Origin of the sequence: Nonomuraea sp. K271 (assembly GCF_009908215.1) — a bacterium.
In the GTDB taxonomy this organism is placed as follows: Bacteria; Actinomycetota; Actinomycetes; order Streptosporangiales; family Streptosporangiaceae; genus Nonomuraea; species Nonomuraea longispora.
Map to the genome: position 1 here is coordinate 1 of NZ_JAAAHR010000023.1, position 16,352 is coordinate 16,352.

Below are 16,352 nucleotides of genomic sequence, written 5' to 3' on the forward strand. Positions count from 1 at the left end.
ACCCCACCCTGCACGATCGCGCCCGCAAGAACCGCCAGTCCACCCACGATGAGCAGCAATGCCGCATCAGTCATGCAGGAGAGTCAACCATCTTTACTCTCTGTTGCCATTCCTGCGCCGAGGGTGACCGGCTTGTGTATTCTTTTCCACGACGCAGACGTAGCCTCTGGAGTATGAGCATGAAGTCTAAAGCCGCGACCACGATACGCGTCAGCGTCACAACCCGAGACCGCCTAGCCCGAATCGCCCGCCAGGAGGGTCGAACCATGACCGAGGTGCTGCACAACGCCATCGCCGACTACGAGCAGAAGCAGTTCTGGCAGACCGTGAACGAGCAGGTCGAGCAGACGCAGCGCGAAGACCCAGAAGGCTGGGCCGCCTACCTGACCGAACGCGAACAGGTGCTGGGTCCACGCCCCCGCTCCCGCCGGATCGCGCCCGAATGGGAGGGTCTACTCACATTTCCCGAGGAGAAAGATGAAACTGACGCAAGGTGATATCTGGTTCACTAGGTTCAGCAGTCCGACCGGTCGCGAGCAGGGTTTCGACCGTCCCTCTCTGATCGTCAGCAACGACAAGCTCAACCAGTCGAGGCTCGGGCTCGTCTTTGCCGTGCCTCTGACCACCCGGGAGCGCGGATATCTCACCCATGTCCGGATAGGCCGTGACGGCACCGGGTTGGCCAAGACAAGCTGGGCGATGATCGAGCAAATCCGCGCCATCTCGCCGGACAGGTTCGACTTCTTCGTCGGCACCGCCCCCGAGGAGGTCGTCGAGGAAGCGGTCACCGTGCTCAAACGCATGCTCTAGGAGATTCGCCGCCCGGCGAAAAAGAGCTTCGCCGGGTGGCTCTCTCATCGTGCCACACTTTGCTGATCAATAAGCTGGCGATCGTGCGATCTCTCCCGTTGACGCGTGTCCTGACTCTCGCCGTGGTTCTGGCGTCCGTCTGCCTGACCGCCCCGCCCGCGCAGGCGGCACCCGTACGCAGCCCGTTCCCCAAGAAGGCGGGCAAGCTGTCCACGACCTCATGCCCCGAGACCCCGATCGTCTCCGGCGGCGTCCCCCGCACCCGGGAGTACCTCCAGACGGTCGTGAAATGTCTGGACAAATCGTGGGGTGCGTATGTTGAGCGGGCAGGGCGTACGTTCCGCAAGCCCCTCGTCCGCTACTTCGAGGAGCCGGCGAGCACCGTGTGCGGGATGCGCTGGCCCGCGCACGCCGACGCCTTCTACTGCACCCAGCGCGCCACCGTGGTCTTCCCGCTGACCGGCCGGTGGATCGAGAACAGGACCGACCTGTTCCCGTTCAAGGTGGCCGCCCACGAGTACGGTCACCACCTCCAGAGCCTGCTCGGCATCCGCCGCTCCTACGAGGCCAGGGCACGCGGTACGCACACGGACCGGTTGAAGCGCCGCTACGAGCTCCAGGCCGACTGCCTGTCCGGAGTGTTCCTGGGCAGCGTCTGGCGCTCCCTGGATCGCTCGGAGCACGACTGGGCGGCGCTGCTCGACGCGACCCGGGCGAGCGGCGACGACGATGACGGCCACCGCACCCACGGCAAGGGATCCAGCCGGGCCTACTGGCTCAAACGCGGCTACGGCGCCGTCTCCCCCTCCGCCTGCGACACCTGGTCCGCACCCGCCGCCAGAGTCGCCTGACTGCGAGCCCAGTGACCTGTTCGGTGAGACCGCGGCGGGTGGGACGCCGGCCTGCGACGAGACGGGATCGACCGCCACCAGCTCCGTGATCCCCGGCGGAAGGCGGCCTGGGAAAACGAGAAGCCGCCCGGCGGAGGGTGTTCCGCCGGGCGGCTCTCAGGGTGTCGGGTGGTTCCCCCGAAGCGGGCGCGTGAGGATCGCGCCCAACCCCGGCGACGAGCCGGGCTCCGTCACTCCCGGCCGGCTCTTGACCGGCCGGGAGTTCGGGACGTTCACTTGGCCAGCAGCGAGCGCAGAACGTACTGCATGATGCCGCCGTGCCGGTAGTAGTCGGCCTCGCCCGGCGTGTCGATGCGCACCACCGCGTCGAACTCGACGTCGCCGGCCTTGACGTGCACCGTCCGCGGGATGCCGCCCTTGTTGAGCTCCTCGACGCCCGTGAGGTCGAACGTCTCCTCTCCCGTAAGGCCGAGGCTCTCCGCCGAGGCGCCCTCGGGGAACTGCAGCGGGAGCACGCCCATGCCGATGAGGTTGGAGCGGTGGATGCGCTCGTAAGACTCGGCGATGACCGCGCGGACGCCCAGCAGCGCCGTTCCCTTGGCCGCCCAGTCACGCGAGGAGCCGGAGCCGTATTCCTTGCCCGCCAGCACCACCAGCGGCGTTCCCTGGGCCGCGTAGTTGACCGAGGCGTCGTAGATGAACGACACCGGGCCGTCGGGCTGGGTGAAGTCGCGGGTGTAGCCGCCCTCGGTGCCGGGGGCGATCTGGTTGCGCAGGCGGATGTTGGCGAACGTGCCCCTGATCATCACCTCGTGGTTGCCACGACGCGAGCCGTAGGAGTTGAAGTCCTTCACCTCGACCCCGTGGGCCTTCAGGTACTGGGCCGCGGGGGTGCCCACCTTGATGGAGCCGGCGGGCGAGATGTGGTCGGTGGTGACCGAGTCGCCGACCTTGACCAGCACGCGGGCTCCGGTGATGTCCGCCACCGGCTCCGGCTTCTCCGGCATGCCGTCGAAGTAGGGGGCCTTGCGGACGTAGGTCGAGTCAGGGTCCCACTCGAAAGTGTCGCCGGTCGGGATCGGCAGCGAGCGCCAGAGATCGTCGCCCTTGAAGACGTCGGCGTAGTCGCGCTCGAACATGTCGCGCCCGATCGAGGAGTTGACCACCGCCGCGATCTCGTCCGGCGCGGGCCAGATGTCGCGCAGGTAGACCGGCTCGCCGTCACTGCCGAGGCCGAGCGGCTCGGTCTCGAGGTCGAGGTCCATGGTCCCGGCCAGCGCGTACGCCACCACCAGCGGCGGCGAGGCCAGGTAGTTCATCTTGACGTCGGGGTTGATGCGGCCCTCGAAGTTACGGTTGCCCGACAACACGGCGGTGACGGCCAGGTCGTTGGCCTGCACGGCCTCCGAGATCTCCGGCAGGAGCGGCCCCGAGTTGCCGATGCAGGTGGTGCAGCCGTAGCCGACGAGGTTGAAACCGATCTTGTCGAGGTACGGCTGGAGCCCCGAACGCTCGAAGTAGCCGGTGACGACCTGCGACCCGGGGGCCAGCGAGGTCTTGACCCACGGCTTGCGGGTCAGGCCCTTCTCCACGGCGTTGCGGGCCAGCAGCGCCGCGCCGAGCATGACGTACGGGTTGGAGGTGTTGGTGCACGAGGTGATCGCGGCGATCGAGACGATGCCGTGGTCGATCTCGAACGTGGTGCCGTCGGCCAGCGTGACCGGCACCGGCTTGTGCGGCCGGCCGCCGTTGGCCGTGGAGTTGGAGGCCGGCGAGTCGCTGGCCGGGAAGGACTCCTTGGACGCCTCGTCGACGCCGTCCTCCACGTAGTTCTCGACGTCGTGACGCCAGGTCTCCTTCGCGGCCGACAGGGCGATGCGGTCCTGCGGGCGCTTGGGGCCGGCGATGGACGGCACGACCGTGGCGAGGTCGAGCTCGATGTACTCGGAGAAGACGGGCTCGGGCGCGGACGGGTCGAGCCAGAGGCCCTGGGCCTTGGCGTACGCCTCCACGAGGGCGATCTGCTCCTCCGAGCGCCCGGTCAGGCGGAGGTAGTCGATGGTCTGACCGTCGATCGGGAAGATCGCGCAGGTGGAGCCGAACTCGGGGCTCATGTTGCCGATCGTGGCCCGGTCGGCCAGCGGCACGGACGCGACGCCCTCACCGTAGAACTCGACGAACTTGCCGACCACGCCGTGCTTGCGCAGCATCTCGGTGATCGTCAGGACCAGGTCGGTGGCCGTCGCGCCGGCGGGCAGCTTGCCGTTGAGCTTGAAGCCGACCACGCGCGGGATCAGCATCGAGATCGGCTGGCCGAGCATCGCGGCCTCGGCCTCGATGCCGCCCACGCCCCAGCCCAGGACGCCGATGCCGTTCTCCATCGTGGTGTGGGAGTCGGTGCCGACACAGGTGTCGGGGTAGGCCTTGCCGTCGCGGGTCATGACCACGCGGGCCAGGTGCTCGATGTTGACCTGGTGGACGATGCCCGTGCCGGGCGGCACCACCTTGAACTCGTCGAAGGCGGTCTGACCCCAGCGCAGGAACTGGTAACGCTCGTGGTTGCGCTCGTACTCGCGCTCGACGTTGCGCTGGAAGGCGTCAGGGTGCCCGAAGTAGTCGACGATGACCGAGTGGTCGATGACCATCTCGGCGGGCGCGAGCGGATTGATCCTGGACGGGTCGCCGCCGAGATCGCGCACGGCCTCGCGCATCGTGGCCAGGTCGACCACGCACGGCACGCCCGTGAAGTCCTGCATGATGACGCGCGCGGGCGTGAACTGGATCTCCACGCTCGGCGCCGCCTTCGGATCCCATCCTCCGAGCGCGCGAATGTGGTCGGCGGTGATGTTGGCGCCGTCCTCGGTGCGGAGGAGGTTTTCCAGCAGGATCTTCAGACTGTACGGGAGGCGTGCGGCGCCCTCGACGGCGTCCAGCCGGAAGATCTCGTATGACGCGTCGCCGACGCGTAGCGTGTCACGGCTGCCGAAGCTGTTCGCGGACACGGTGGTTCGCCTCCTCCATCAGACATCTTTCAGGCTTGCGGGTGGCTCCCCGCTCCTCACTCACTTCGCGGAACCCCTCCTGCGTCGGGTCTCCACTCCGTTCGCTGCGTCGGGTTCACTCCCCAAATCCTGCCGCACGCGCGGACGAGTAAGCACGTTAGGTACGCCTAAGTCGCGGCCGTGCGGCAGGTGTCTCGATATCAAGATATCTGGAAAAGTATCTCGACATCAAGTTAAACGGGCACCAGGCGCCAGTACAGCAGACCGATGATGGCCACGGACAGGACCGGCGCGAGGATCTTCTGCTCGAACTTCCTGCCCGTTTTGATGCCGATCTTCCATGGCAACAGGAACTTCGTCCCGAGCGGCCACAACACGGGGCAGCCGCGTTCGGTCATGCAGTCGCCGACGACATGGGTGAAACTTCCGACCGCGACGGCCAGCCCGAGCCAGGCGTACCCCACTTCGAGGGAGAGGAAGACGGCGTAGAGCCCGGCGGTCATGCCGATGTTGATCATGGCCGAGCCGAGCTTGTTCCCGGGGATGCCGACGCCGATGGCGCGCAGCGCCAGGCCGATGAGCAGCACGACCATGACGTCGCGCCCGATGGGATAGGTGTTGGCCAGCCAGTGCGCCCCGAGACCGATGGCCACGGCGAAGATGAGCGAGTGGGTGGCGCCGCGGTGGCCGCCGCCGAGCCAGGACACGCATTTGCTGAGAGCCCAGGTCAGCGGCCCGAACGTCTGAGCGATCGTCGCGCTCGGATGGTCGAGGTCGGGCAACATCGCGGCGCCCGCGCAGATGATGGCGCCGGCGATCAGTTCGGAGGGACTGAGCGCGGTGGCCATGATCCCGGTCTCCACGAACCGGGTGGACTCGTTCAGCAGCGGCAGTGCGGCAAGGGGCGGCGCCAGCCCCAGCCAGGCGATGGCCCCGGTCATCGCATGCGTGTGCCCCATCATGATCCGGACTGTACGGCAAAGACCTTCTTTACGCGGCGAGGCATGCCGTGCGACCGGGCCACCAGGGCGTTGCCCCGAGGAGAAAGCACCCGCAAACGCAGACGAGGTCGTCTCCGCGGCGACAGCACCCCCCAGCCCTGCCGACGCGGAACGACCTCGTCTGCTGTGAACAACGCCCGCCTCCCCCGGACTGTTCCCAGATTCCGCAACTTTTTCGTGATGTGGCTCACACCCTTTCGTGACTTGCCGAACGTCATTTCATCGATATATCTTTGACTCATCGAGAACAGATCGCGATATAGGGGGAGAAATGAGTTCAGCGCAGGCAGCGGACGGCCCCTGGCCGGGCGCACACGCGTACAAGCGCGCGGCCCGCGAGGCCTTCAGGGCCATGACCGACGCGTTCGACCAGTTGGGCGGCCACCACCACCGCGGCCCGCACGAGCACCACCACCGCGGCAGGAGGGGCGGCCCCGGGTTCCCGTTCGACTTCGGGCGCGGCCCGTGGAGCGGCCCCGGCGGCCCCTTCGGCGGCCCATGGAGCGGCGGGCACCGCGGCTGGGGCGGCAGGGGCCGCAAGGCGAAGCGGGGCGACGTGCGCGCCGCGATCCTGGCCCTGCTCTCCGAGGAGCCGCGCAACGGCTACCAGATCATCCAGGAGATCGCCGAGCGCAGCGAGGGCGGCTGGAAGCCCAGCCCCGGCGCCGTTTACCCGGCGTTGCAGCAGCTCACCGACGAGGGCCTGGTGATCTCGGAGGAGCACGAGGGCCGCAAGGCCTACCGTCTCACCGAGCAGGGCAGCGCCTACGTCGAAACGCACGCCGACGAGGTCAGGGCCCCTTGGGACGAGATGCGCCCCGACATCGACGACAACACCGCCGACCTCTGGCACATCGCGCGGCAGTCGGCGTTCGCCATGATGCAGATCCTGCAGACCGGCAACGACGCACAGATCCGCGAAGCGCGTAAGACTTTGGTGGAGACCCGGCGCAAGCTCTACCAGATACTGGCCGACGACGAGCCGGGCGAGGAATGACGACGCGGACGGCCGGCGCACGCGACGGCCGGCTCAGAGACAGCGAGGAGCCGCACATGGACCGCAACGATCTCCGCATCGGCGACGCCGAGCGCGAGCAGACGATGGCCGCCCTGCGTGAGCACTTCGCCGAGGGCCGCCTGACCCACGAGGAGCTCGACGAGCGCATCGATCGTACGCTGGCCGCCAAGACGGCCCGCGACCTGGCGGGCATCACGGCCGACCTCCCCGGCCCCGGCCATCACGCTCCGACGCCGCAGCCCGGCATGGACGACTGGCGGACGGCGATGCACGCGCATCGCCGGCAGATGCAGGAGATGCGCCACGCGCACCGCGACCTGCGCCGGCAATGGTCCCACCAGCACTCCTGGCGGCGCCACCGCGGCCCGCACCCGATCGTGCCCCTGCTGTTCGTGGCCATGATGGCGGGGCTGTTCTTCGGCGGGTTCGGCATCTTCAAGGTGCTGCTCGTGGTGTGGGTCGTGGCCGTGGTCGTCAGCATGGCCCGCCGCCGGCGCCAGCACCGCCGCTGATCACCCCACCGCCGAGGCCATGACCCGTCCGGCGGCCCGTTGACAAACGGAACACTGATCCGTATCTTTCGGAACAACGATCCGTTTATCACGGAGCCCGCCGCGGCGCGTGCACCTGTGCGCGGCCCGCGGGCTTCAGACGGGAGTCCCGACATGATTCTGGTAACCGGCGGTCTCGGGTTCATCGGCTCTCACACCGTCCAGGCGCTCGTCGACATGGGCGAGAAATGCGTGCTGGTCCAGCGGAGCAAGACCGAGCCGCCCGCCTACCTCGCCGGCGCGAAGGTGGCGGTGGAGCAGGCCGACATCACCGACCTGCCCACTCTGCTCGACGTCGGCGAACGCCACGAGGTCACCGGCATCGTGCACCTCGCCGGGTCCATGCCGTGGCCGCCCGATCCCGACCGGCCCGTCGAGGCCACCCGCAAGGCGCTCGGCGGCCTGCTCAACGTCATGCAGGCCGCCCGCGACTGGGGAGTGCGGCGCGTGGGCGTCGCCAGCACGATCGGCGTCTACTCCGGCCTGACGGATCAGGGCGCGCTCCATGAGGACATGCCCCTGCCCATGACGTCGTTCCACCCGATCCCGGCCTTCAAGAAGATCGGTGAGCTGCTCGGCGGGCACCTGGCCGACGCCACCGGTGTCGAGGTCGTCAACTACCGCATCTCGGCCACCTGGGGACCGCGCGACCCCCATGGGGCGCTGTTCTTCGCGGCCCCCGAACTCGTCCACGCCGCCGCCCGCGGGACCGAGCCCGACCTGTCGGCTCTCCCCGCGCCGGCGCACGCGGAGGACTCGATCGACCTGTGCTACGTGAGGGACACGGCCCGGGCCATCGCGCTCCTCCAGCTCGCCGACCGGCTGAACCACCGCACCTACAACGTGGCGTCCGGGCGCGCGACGTCCAACGCCGAGGTCATCGCGGCGATCAGGAAGGCCGTCCCCGACGCCCGGATCGGCCTGCCCACCGGCGGGAGCGGCCCGCGGACCCACCTCGACATCACCCGGCTCCAGCGGGACACCGGCTTCCGGCCCGCCTACGACGTCGAGCGCGCCGCCGCCGACTACATCACCTGGCTGCGCGCCGGCAACGAGCACTGAGCCCGGCCCGCGGAGGCGCGCTCGTTGACGCAGCGCAGCACGGGGAAGCGGGTCAGCGCGCCGGTGTCCAGCTCCCGTTCCGTGGTGACGTGGAAGACCGCCCTCTCCCCCGGCAGCAGCGTGACGAGCTGGTCGTCCACGACCGCGCCCGGGTCTAGCCGGTCGGGGAAGAGCGCCAGCTCGCGCAGCACGCTGCCGGCGGTGACCGTCACCCGGTAACCGCCGGGCACACGTTCCGCGCGGGCGTCGTAGACGGCCTCGGAGAATGCCATGGCGGTGTCCTCGGCGTAGCAGTAGGTGGTGCGGACCGTGTCCAGCTCGGCCGTGAGCAGCTCGCGCGCCGAGTCGCCAGGGGTCACGACGGAGCCGGGCAAGGCCACCCTGAGCACGGACCTCGGCGCGGCCCGGACCGCCACGACCTCCTTGGCCAGCGGCTCGCCCGTCAGCCGCCGCCGTACGAAGCGCAGGTCGCCCGACCACGGCTCGCCGCTGTCGTTCACCACGGCCAGCGCGCCGTCCTGGACGCTGAGCAGCCGGTCGGCGTAGGCGCGGCGCAGCGCGTACCAGAGAGGTTTGAGCCGTCCGTCGCCGTCGACCGCCGACCAGGAGGTGACCGGCCAGCAGTCGTTGAGCTGCCAGACGATCGTCCCCATGCAGTACGGCATGAGGGCACGGAAGCGCTCGATCCCGAACGCCATGGCCCGCGCCTGGTTGAGCTGGGTCAGGTAGTGCCAGTCGTCGAACGTCTCCGGCGCCGGCAGGTGCTCGCGCAGCCCGCGCAGCAGCTTGCCCTGCCCGTCGTCGGCCTTCTGGTGGGAGGAGCCGGGCGTCAGCGGCTCGCCGGAGGAGGCGCGGCGCACGGTGGCGTACGCCGGCGGCCCCTGGAAGCCGAACTCGGCCACGAAGCGGGGCCGGTAGGCGGCGTAGCGGGTGTAGTCCTCGCGGTTCCACACGTCCCAGATGTGAACCGTCCCGGCGGACGGGTCGTTCGGGGGCAGGCCGGGCGCGCCGGAGTAGGGGCTGCCCGGCCAGTACGGGCGGGCGGGGTCGAGCTCGGCCACGATCGACGGCAGCAGGTCGTAGTAGAACCCTGCGCCCCAGCTGCGGCCCTCCAGCCGCTCCTGCCAGCCCCAGTCGGCGTGGCCCTCCAGGTTCTCGTTGTTGCCGCACCACAGCACCAGGCTGGGGTGCGGGGCGAGCCTGGCGACGTTCTGCCTGGCCTCGGCCTCGACCTCGGAGCGGAACGGCTCCTCCTCCGGGTAGGCGGCGCAGGCGAACGGGAAGTCCTGCCAGACGAGCAGGCCCAGCTCGTCGGCCAGGTCGTAGAAGGCGTCGCTCTCGTACCGGCCGCCGCCCCAGACGCGCAGCAGGTTGACCCCGGCGGCGGTGGCCTGGCCGAACCGCTCGGCCAGGCGCTCCCGGGTGATCCGGGGGGCGAAGCAGTCGTCGGGGATCCAGTTGACGCCCCTGACGAAGACGGGCACCCCGTTCACCCGGATCCCGAACGCCTCCCGGTCCAGCTCGACCGAGCGGAAGCCGATCCGGCCGCGCCACTCCTGCGGGCCGAGGCGCACGGTCAGGTCGTAGAGAGGCTGTCCGCCGTACCCCCGGGGCCACCACGGCTCCGGGTCGGGCACCCGCAGCGCCAGCACGGCCGCGCGCCCGCCGACGTGCTGCTCGGCGCTCACCCCCGCGACCTCGGCGGTCACGGTGACCGGCGCCTCGGTGACCCGCTCGACCCGTACGTGCACCTCCACCCGGCCGTCTGCGTGCGCGATCGGCCGCACCTCGGCCAGACGGGCGCCGCTCCAGCTCTCCAGCCCGATCGGGCGGCTGATCCCGGCGGTGACCACGGTCGGCCCCCAGTCCCAGCCGAAGTTGCAGGCGGCCTTCCTGACGAACATGTACGGCTCCGCGTAGGAGGCGGGCCGCTCGCCGAGCGCCGCCCTGCGTTCCTCGGCGTAGTCATAGGCCGAGTCGAAGCGCACGGTGAGGGTGTTGTCGCCGTCGCGCAGCAGGTGGCGTACCGGGAAGCGGTAGGAGCGGTGCTCGTTGGCCGTGGCCGCGAGCCGCACCCCGTTGAGCTCGACGGTGGCGACCGTGTCGAGGCCCTCGCACACCACGTCGGTGCGCTCGTGCTCGTCCGGCGACCAGGCGAAGGAGGTCCGGTAGACCCAGGCCGTGCGCCCGATCCAGGCCTGCCGTCGCTCGTTGTCGTCAAGGTAGGGGTCGTCGATGAGACCGGCGGCGAGCAGGTCGGTGTGCACACACCCGGGCACGGTCGCGGGCACGCTGCCCGCAGTGACAGGGGCGGGCACGTCCGCCGGTCCCCCCGGGACGGCCGACAGGATCCAGCCGTCGTGCAGCGGACGGTACGAGCTCACAGGCAACTCCTAGGGGCAGGTGTCCAGCCGGGCGCACGCCACGAAGTGCCCCGGCTCGACCTCGATCAGGGCGCCGGTGGCCCCGCGCTCGTGGTAGGCGCAGGAGTCCACCGGCGTGGCGTCGTCCCAGGCCTGGTTGAGGCGCGGCACGGCGGACAGCAGCTCGCGCGTGTAGGGGTGCAGCGGGTCGCCGAAGACGCTGCCGGTCAGCCCCATCTCCACGATGCTCCCCCGGCGCAGCACCATAGTGCGCTCGGCGAGGTAGGTGCCGAGTGACAGGTCGTGCGTGATGTAGAGCACGCCCAGCCCCCTGGTCTTCAGCTCGGCCAGCAGGTTGAGCACGTCGATGCGGGTGGAGGCGTCGAGCATGCTGGTGATCTCGTCGGCGACCAGCAGCTTGATGTCCAGCAGCAGCGCGCGGGCGATGAGCAGGCGCTGCAGCTGGCCGCCGCTCAGCTGGTGGGGATATTTGCCGAGCACCTGGCCGGGGTTGAGCCGCACGTCGCGCAGCGCCGCCTCGACGCGCTCCTCCCACTCGGGTTCGGAGACGGCCGGGTAGTACGTCTCCTTGATCATGTTGTAGACGCGGTCGGCCTTGAACACCGGGTTGAACGAGCTGAACGGGTCCTGGAAGATGCCCTGGATGTGGCGGTAGTACTCCTTGTCCGCCCGCACGGGCCGCCCGTCGAAGGTGATCGAGCCGCGGGTGACCGGGTTCAGGCCGAGGATCATCCGGCCGATCGTGCTCTTGCCGCTGCCGCTCTCCCCGATCAGCGAGACGACCTCGCCGGGGGCGACCTCGAAGCTCACCTCCCGTACGGCCGTGACGCTCTTGCCGCCGAAGGCGCCGATCCTGAATTCCTTGGTGACGTCGTCGAGTCTGAGCATCAGGCCTTCCAGCAAGCGACGTGGTGGTCGGGGGCGAGCTCGGCCACCGGCGGGTCCTGCGCGCACTCGTCTCCCGCGATCGGGCAGCGGGCGCGGAAGCGGCAGCCGGCCGGCGGGTCGAGCAGCGAGGGCGGGCTGCCGGGGATGCCCTCCAGCCTGCGGTCGGCGTGCCGCACGCCGACCTCGGGCAGGGAGTCGAGCAGCAGTTTCGTGTACGGGTGGCGGGGCGCCTTGACGATCACGTCGGCCGGCGCCTTCTCGGCGAGCCTGCCCGCGTACATGACCATGATCGTGTCGGCGATGTGGTGCGTGAGCGCGATGTCGTGCGTGACGAAGATCATGCTCTTGACGTAGCCGCTCTCGCGGAAGCCGAGCAGGGCGCGGGCGACGGCCTTCTGCGTGGAGACGTCGAGGGCCGAGGTGACCTCGTCGGCGATCAGCAGCGACGGGTCGAGCAGCGTGGAGATCACCATGACCATGCGCTGCTTCATGCCGCCCGACAGCTCGATCGGGTAGCGGTCGAGCACCTCGCGGGGCAGTCCGACCTGGTCCATCCGGCGCTCCAGCTCGGCGGTGTCCACCTCCGCGCCTCTCGACCTGAGCAGTTCGGTGACCATTCTGCGCAGCTTGCGGGTCGGGTTGAGCGCGCTCATGGCGTACTGCGGGATGAGGGAGACCTCGCGGAAGCGGAAGTCGTTCATCGCGCGGTCGTCGCCGATCGGCAGTTCCCGATCGTCGAGCACGACCGTGCCGCCGACGTGGCGCATGCGGCCGTCCATGCGGATGAGGCTCTTGCCCAGCGTGCTCTTGCCGCAGCCGGACTCGCCGACCAGGCCGAGGATCTCGCCGTCGCCGAGCTCGAAGGTCATGCCGTCGAGCGCGCGCACCTCGCCCTTGAGCGTCCTGTAGTAGACCTTCAGCTCGCTGACCTGCAGACTCATGTCTCCCTCAGTTTCGGGTTGAAGACCTCGTCGAGCCCGACGTTGGCGACGTACAGGGCGCCGACGATCGCCGTGATGCCGGCTCCCGGCGGCACGAACCACCACCACATGCCGAGCTGGAGCGCGCTCCACTGGTTGGCGTTCTGCAACATCAGGCCGAGCGAGACGCCCTCGGTCGGGCCGAGGCCGATGAAGTCGAGCGAGGAGGCGATGAGGATCGCGCCGCCGAACAGCAGGATGAACGTCATGAACAGGTAGGAGCTCATGTTGGGCGCGATCTCCCTGGAGATGATGCGCCAGGTGCCCGCTCCGCTCATCCGCGCCAGGTCCACGAACTCGCGGGTGCGCAGCGAGAACGTCTGCGCCCTGATCGCCCGCGCCGCCCACGGCCACTGCGTCAGGCCGATGAACAGGCCCTGCACGGCCACGCTCCGGATGCCCAGGTAGGCGTTGATGATCAGCAGCACGGCCAGCGTGGGGATGACGAGGATGACGTTGGTCAGCATGTTGAGCACCTCGTCGACCGCGCCGCCCCGGTAGCCGGCCACGAATCCCACGAGCATGCCGATGACCGCCGCGATGCCGCCGCCGATGACGCCCACGAGGAAGGTGGCGCGCAGCCCGTGCACGAACTGCAGGAAGATGTCCTGGCCGAACGTGGTGGTGCCGAGCCAGTGCTCGGCCGAGGGCGGGCTCATGGGGCGGGTGCCGTAGTCGTTGGGTGTGCCGCCCGCCAGCAGCGGCCCGACCATGCCCAGCACGAGCAGGACGACCACGATGCCGAACCCGGTCACCAGCTTGGCGTTGCGCACCGCGAAGTGCAGCGCCTCGCGGCGCACCCCCTCGCGCTCGCGCGGCTCGCTCTCCTGAAGGGTCGTCATGCCTGCGCACCCGCCATTCCCGCCCTGGTCCGCGGATCGACCACGACATAGACGATGTCGATGATGAAGTTGGCGATCAGCACGCCGAGCACGATGAACAGGAACGTGCCCTGGAGCAGGAAGAAGTCCTGGTTCTGGATCGCCTTGAGAATCAGGCTGCCGAGCCCCGGGTAGGCGAAGACGATCTCGGTGACGAGCGCTCCCGCCACGAGCACGCCCAGTTGCAGGGCCAGGCCGGTGATCTGGGGCAGGACGGCGTTGCGGAAGGCGTACCTGCGGATGAGCCGGGCGGGCGCGCCGAGCGCCGCCAGGTAGTTGGAGTAGTCGGACTCCAGCTCATAGATGATCATGTTGCGCATGCCGATGGCCCAGCCGCCCAGCGCCACCAGGAACAGCGACAGGAACGGCAGCGTCCAGTGGTGCAGCAGGTCCAGCGCGAAGGTCCACGACCAGTTGGGCCGCATCGAGAAGCTGTAGCCGCCGGCGACGGGGAAGAGGCCGGCGATCACGCCGAGCGCCCAGGCCAGCAGCACCGCCAGCCACATGTACGGCATGGCCGTCAGCACGTAGCCGACGGGCAGCACGGTGTTGTCGAGCAGCTTGCGCCGGGCGGCGTAGGCGCCGAACCGGTTGCCCACGACCCAGCTGAGCAGCACCGACGGGATGATCAGACCCAGCGTGTACGGCACCGCCCCGTTGATCACGGTGCTGACCGGGGTCGGGAACAACCAGATGCTGATCCCGAAGTCGCCCTGGAACATGGCGCCCCAGAAGTTCACGTACTGCTGCCAGAGCGGCTGGTCGAAGCCGAACAGGTCGTTGTAGTAGGCCCGCATCGCCTCGACGGCCTCGGGCTGGGCGACGTTCGCCCGCGCCACCATGCTCGCCACCGGATCACCCGGCATGAAGCGCGGGATCAGCCAGTTGACCGTGACGGCGACGAAGAAGGTCAATCCGTAGATGAGGAGTTTCCTGCTGAAGTAACGACGCACGCGTGTTCTCCGAAAGGGCCCTCCGCCCCTGGCGGACTGTGCCGCGAGCGGGGCGGAGGGGCGGACGGTCAGAGGTCAGGAGCCGGCGGGCTGGAGCTGGGTGAGCGTCTCGAAGCCGCCCAGCTCGAACCAGTTACGCCACATGACGGCGCCGGTCTTGGGTGCGTTGCCCTCCGCGGACGGCCAGTTCTTCCACACGCTGGTGCTGTGCTGCGCCCACAGGCCGTTGTACCAGAGCGGGATGATCGGCATGTCGTCGAAGTGGATCTGCTGGAGCTGCGAGATGATCTTCTGCATGCCGGCGGTGTCGTCGGTCCTGACCTGGTCGAGCTGCTGCACGAGGTCCCAGGCCTTCTCGTTCTCGTAGCGGGCGAAGTTGACCGTGTTCTGCTGCTTCCTGACCGGCAGCTGGAACATGTACTCGTAGTAGGTGTACGGCGAGTTGGACAGTTGGCGCTCGTTGTTGAGGAGGAGGTCGAAGTCGCCCTCGGTGCGCTTCTCCACCAGGGCGTTGAAGTCGGGGAAGTCGGGCGTGATCTGGATGCCGGCGGTCTTGGCGCTGGCCGCGATCGACCGGGCCGACTCCATCCAGTCGGTCCAGCCCGACGGCACGATGAGCGTCAGGCTGATCTTGGAGCCGTCCTTGTTCTCCACGAACCCGTCGCCGTCGCCGTCCTTGTAGCCGGCGTCGGCCAGCAGCTTCTTGGCCTTGCCGGTGTCGAAGGCGAAGCCGGAGGAGGAGACCACGTTCTTGTCCACGTACGTGTCCCACTGCGGGAGCAGGCCGGTCGGGCTCGACGCCTTGACGAGGTTGCCGTACACGCTTTCCACGATCTTCTTGACGTCGATCGACGAGGCCAGCGCCTTGCGGAAGGCGGGGTCGTCCATCGGCTTCTTCGTGGTGTTGGGCACCAGCCAGGCGGTGTTGGCCGACAACATGAACGGAGGCTCTTTGTAGTAGGTGGTCAGGCCGAAGTTGCCCTGCACCAGGTTGGCCACGCCGGGCAGGAAGTTGTTGCTGAGGTCGAGGCCCTTCTGCAGCAGCATGCCCATCGCGACCTCGTTGCTGGGCGTGGCGATGTCGACGATGTAGCGGGGCTTGGGGTCCAGGTTGAGTGCCCCCTTGCCCCACCAGTCGTCACGCCGCTGCAGGACCACGCGGTCCTGGTCCTTGCTCATGAACGTGTACGCGCCCGTCGCGACCGGGTTGTCGTTGGTGCCGTCGAGCACCTCCTTCTCCGAGCGGTCCTTCCAGACGTGCTCGGGGACCATGGCCCGGCTGTAGAGCATGTAGTCCCACTCCTGGTAGTTCGCCTTGGAGAAGGTGAACGTCACCGTCCGGTCGTCGGTGGCCTTGACGCTCTCCAGCCAGTTCCAGAGGTTGTGGAAGGGGATCGTCTCCATCTTGCCGAGCTCGAAGGTGTAGACGACGTCCTTGGCGCTGAACGGCTGGCCGTCGGACCACTTGACGCCCTCACGGAGCTTGAGCTCGAAGGTGGTTTCGTCGGTCCAGGAGCCGCTCTCGGCCAGCCACGGGACCAGCTTGGCCGCGTTGGTGTCGTAGTGGAACAGCGTCTCGTACACCAGGCCCTTGGTGCCAACAGCGGAGTCCCACTCCCGGATGGGGTTGTAGTTCAGTGGCGGACCCCATTGCGTGCCGGTCGTGTACAGGGTCTCGTTGCGCGGCAGCTGATCGGGGTCGGCGCTGGCCGCGCCGGCCTGGCCCTGCGGCTGTGTGGCCGGGGGGTTCGGCGTGGATCCGCCGCCGGTGCAGGCCGTGGCCAGCAGGCCGGCCGCCACGAGCGGGATGAGGATCCGAGCCCGGATACGCATCGCTTCTCTCCTTCCTCCGCGCTCAGGCGCGAAGGTTCGCACGTCTGCTGGACACCCCGACGAGCCGGCCGCGGACGGGGCCGCAACCCTTGGGAGCGCTCCCATAGGTAAGGCGAGCGCGCTTCCGCCCGTCGGCCG

The 16,352-nt window shown here is 68.9% G+C and carries 14 protein-coding genes; 6 read left to right on the forward strand and 8 right to left on the reverse strand.

Annotated elements, in window-relative coordinates; all coding sequences use genetic code 11:
• The first annotated feature begins 266 nt into the window (after window positions 1-266).
• From GUY59_RS10790 to GUY59_RS10800, 3 genes are all read left to right on the forward strand, one after another.
• Window positions 267-497, forward strand: coding sequence for a hypothetical protein (locus GUY59_RS10790; RefSeq protein WP_138206058.1), 231 nt, complete (start codon window positions 267-269; stop codon window positions 495-497).
• Window positions 478-810 (forward strand): type II toxin-antitoxin system PemK/MazF family toxin, encoded by a 333-nt coding sequence (locus GUY59_RS10795; RefSeq protein ID WP_138206056.1) that lies wholly within the window; start codon window positions 478-480, stop codon window positions 808-810. Before GUY59_RS10790 ends, GUY59_RS10795 begins: the two co-directional genes overlap by 20 nt.
• A gap of 83 nt (window positions 811-893) precedes the next feature.
• Window positions 894-1,661, forward strand: coding sequence for a neutral zinc metallopeptidase (locus GUY59_RS10800; RefSeq protein WP_138206054.1), 768 nt, complete (start codon window positions 894-896; stop codon window positions 1,659-1,661).
• A gap of 272 nt (window positions 1,662-1,933) precedes the next feature.
• Here GUY59_RS10800 and acnA read toward each other — a convergent pair whose 3' ends face one another.
• Together acnA and GUY59_RS10810 are read right to left on the reverse strand one after the other, a co-directional pair.
• The gene (acnA, locus tag GUY59_RS10805) at window positions 1,934-4,663 is read right to left on the reverse strand and encodes an aconitate hydratase AcnA (RefSeq protein WP_138206052.1); all 2,730 of its coding nucleotides are present in this window, start codon (window positions 4,661-4,663) and stop codon (window positions 1,934-1,936) included.
• 233 nt (window positions 4,664-4,896) lie between these two features.
• Window positions 4,897-5,625 (reverse strand): metal-dependent hydrolase, encoded by a 729-nt coding sequence (locus tag GUY59_RS10810; RefSeq protein ID WP_132328740.1) that lies wholly within the window; start codon window positions 5,623-5,625, stop codon window positions 4,897-4,899.
• Window positions 5,626-5,935: 310 nt separating this feature from the next.
• Between GUY59_RS10810 and GUY59_RS10815 the strand changes: the two genes are divergently transcribed.
• The 3 genes from GUY59_RS10815 to GUY59_RS10825 all read left to right on the forward strand — a co-directional run bounded on the left by GUY59_RS10815 (window position 5,936) and on the right by GUY59_RS10825 (window position 8,295).
• Window positions 5,936-6,661, forward strand: coding sequence for a PadR family transcriptional regulator (locus GUY59_RS10815; RefSeq protein WP_138206050.1), 726 nt, complete (start codon window positions 5,936-5,938; stop codon window positions 6,659-6,661).
• A gap of 56 nt (window positions 6,662-6,717) precedes the next feature.
• Window positions 6,718-7,194 carry a DUF1707 SHOCT-like domain-containing protein gene (locus tag GUY59_RS10820; protein ID WP_138206048.1) on the forward strand — a complete coding sequence of 159 codons (477 nt, stop codon included), beginning with the start codon at window positions 6,718-6,720 and terminating at the stop codon, window positions 7,192-7,194.
• Window positions 7,195-7,347: 153 nt separating this feature from the next.
• Window positions 7,348-8,295: an NAD-dependent epimerase/dehydratase family protein gene (locus GUY59_RS10825; RefSeq protein WP_138206046.1), complete on the forward strand. Its 948-nt coding sequence runs from the start codon at window positions 7,348-7,350 to the stop codon at window positions 8,293-8,295.
• Here the strand turns inward: GUY59_RS10825 and GUY59_RS10830 are convergent.
• From GUY59_RS10830 to GUY59_RS10855, 6 genes are all read right to left on the reverse strand, one after another.
• Entirely contained in the window at window positions 8,259-10,679 is a 2,421-nt protein-coding gene (locus tag GUY59_RS10830; RefSeq protein ID WP_138206045.1) for a glycoside hydrolase family 2 protein, read from the reverse strand. The two genes, GUY59_RS10825 and GUY59_RS10830, sit on opposite strands and share 37 nt — an antisense overlap.
• 9 nt (window positions 10,680-10,688) lie before the next feature.
• On the reverse strand, window positions 10,689-11,567 hold the full coding sequence (locus tag GUY59_RS10835; RefSeq protein ID WP_138206043.1) for an ABC transporter ATP-binding protein: 879 nt from the start codon (window positions 11,565-11,567) through the stop codon (window positions 10,689-10,691).
• Window positions 11,567-12,508 carry an ABC transporter ATP-binding protein gene (locus tag GUY59_RS10840; protein ID WP_138206042.1) on the reverse strand — a complete coding sequence of 314 codons (942 nt, stop codon included), beginning with the start codon at window positions 12,506-12,508 and terminating at the stop codon, window positions 11,567-11,569. The genes GUY59_RS10835 and GUY59_RS10840 overlap by 1 nt, the downstream gene beginning before the upstream one ends.
• Window positions 12,505-13,389, reverse strand: a complete 885-nt coding sequence (locus tag GUY59_RS10845) for an ABC transporter permease (RefSeq protein ID WP_138206040.1) — start codon at window positions 13,387-13,389, stop codon at window positions 12,505-12,507. The genes GUY59_RS10840 and GUY59_RS10845 overlap by 4 nt, the downstream gene beginning before the upstream one ends.
• Window positions 13,386-14,381: an ABC transporter permease gene (locus GUY59_RS10850; protein WP_138206039.1), complete on the reverse strand. Its 996-nt coding sequence runs from the start codon at window positions 14,379-14,381 to the stop codon at window positions 13,386-13,388. Before GUY59_RS10850 ends, GUY59_RS10845 begins: the two co-directional genes overlap by 4 nt.
• 75 nt (window positions 14,382-14,456) lie before the next feature.
• Complete coding sequence (locus tag GUY59_RS10855) at window positions 14,457-16,214, reverse strand: ABC transporter substrate-binding protein (protein ID WP_138206038.1); 1,758 nt, start codon at window positions 16,212-16,214, stop codon at window positions 14,457-14,459.
• Window positions 16,215-16,352: the final 138 nt, after the last annotated feature.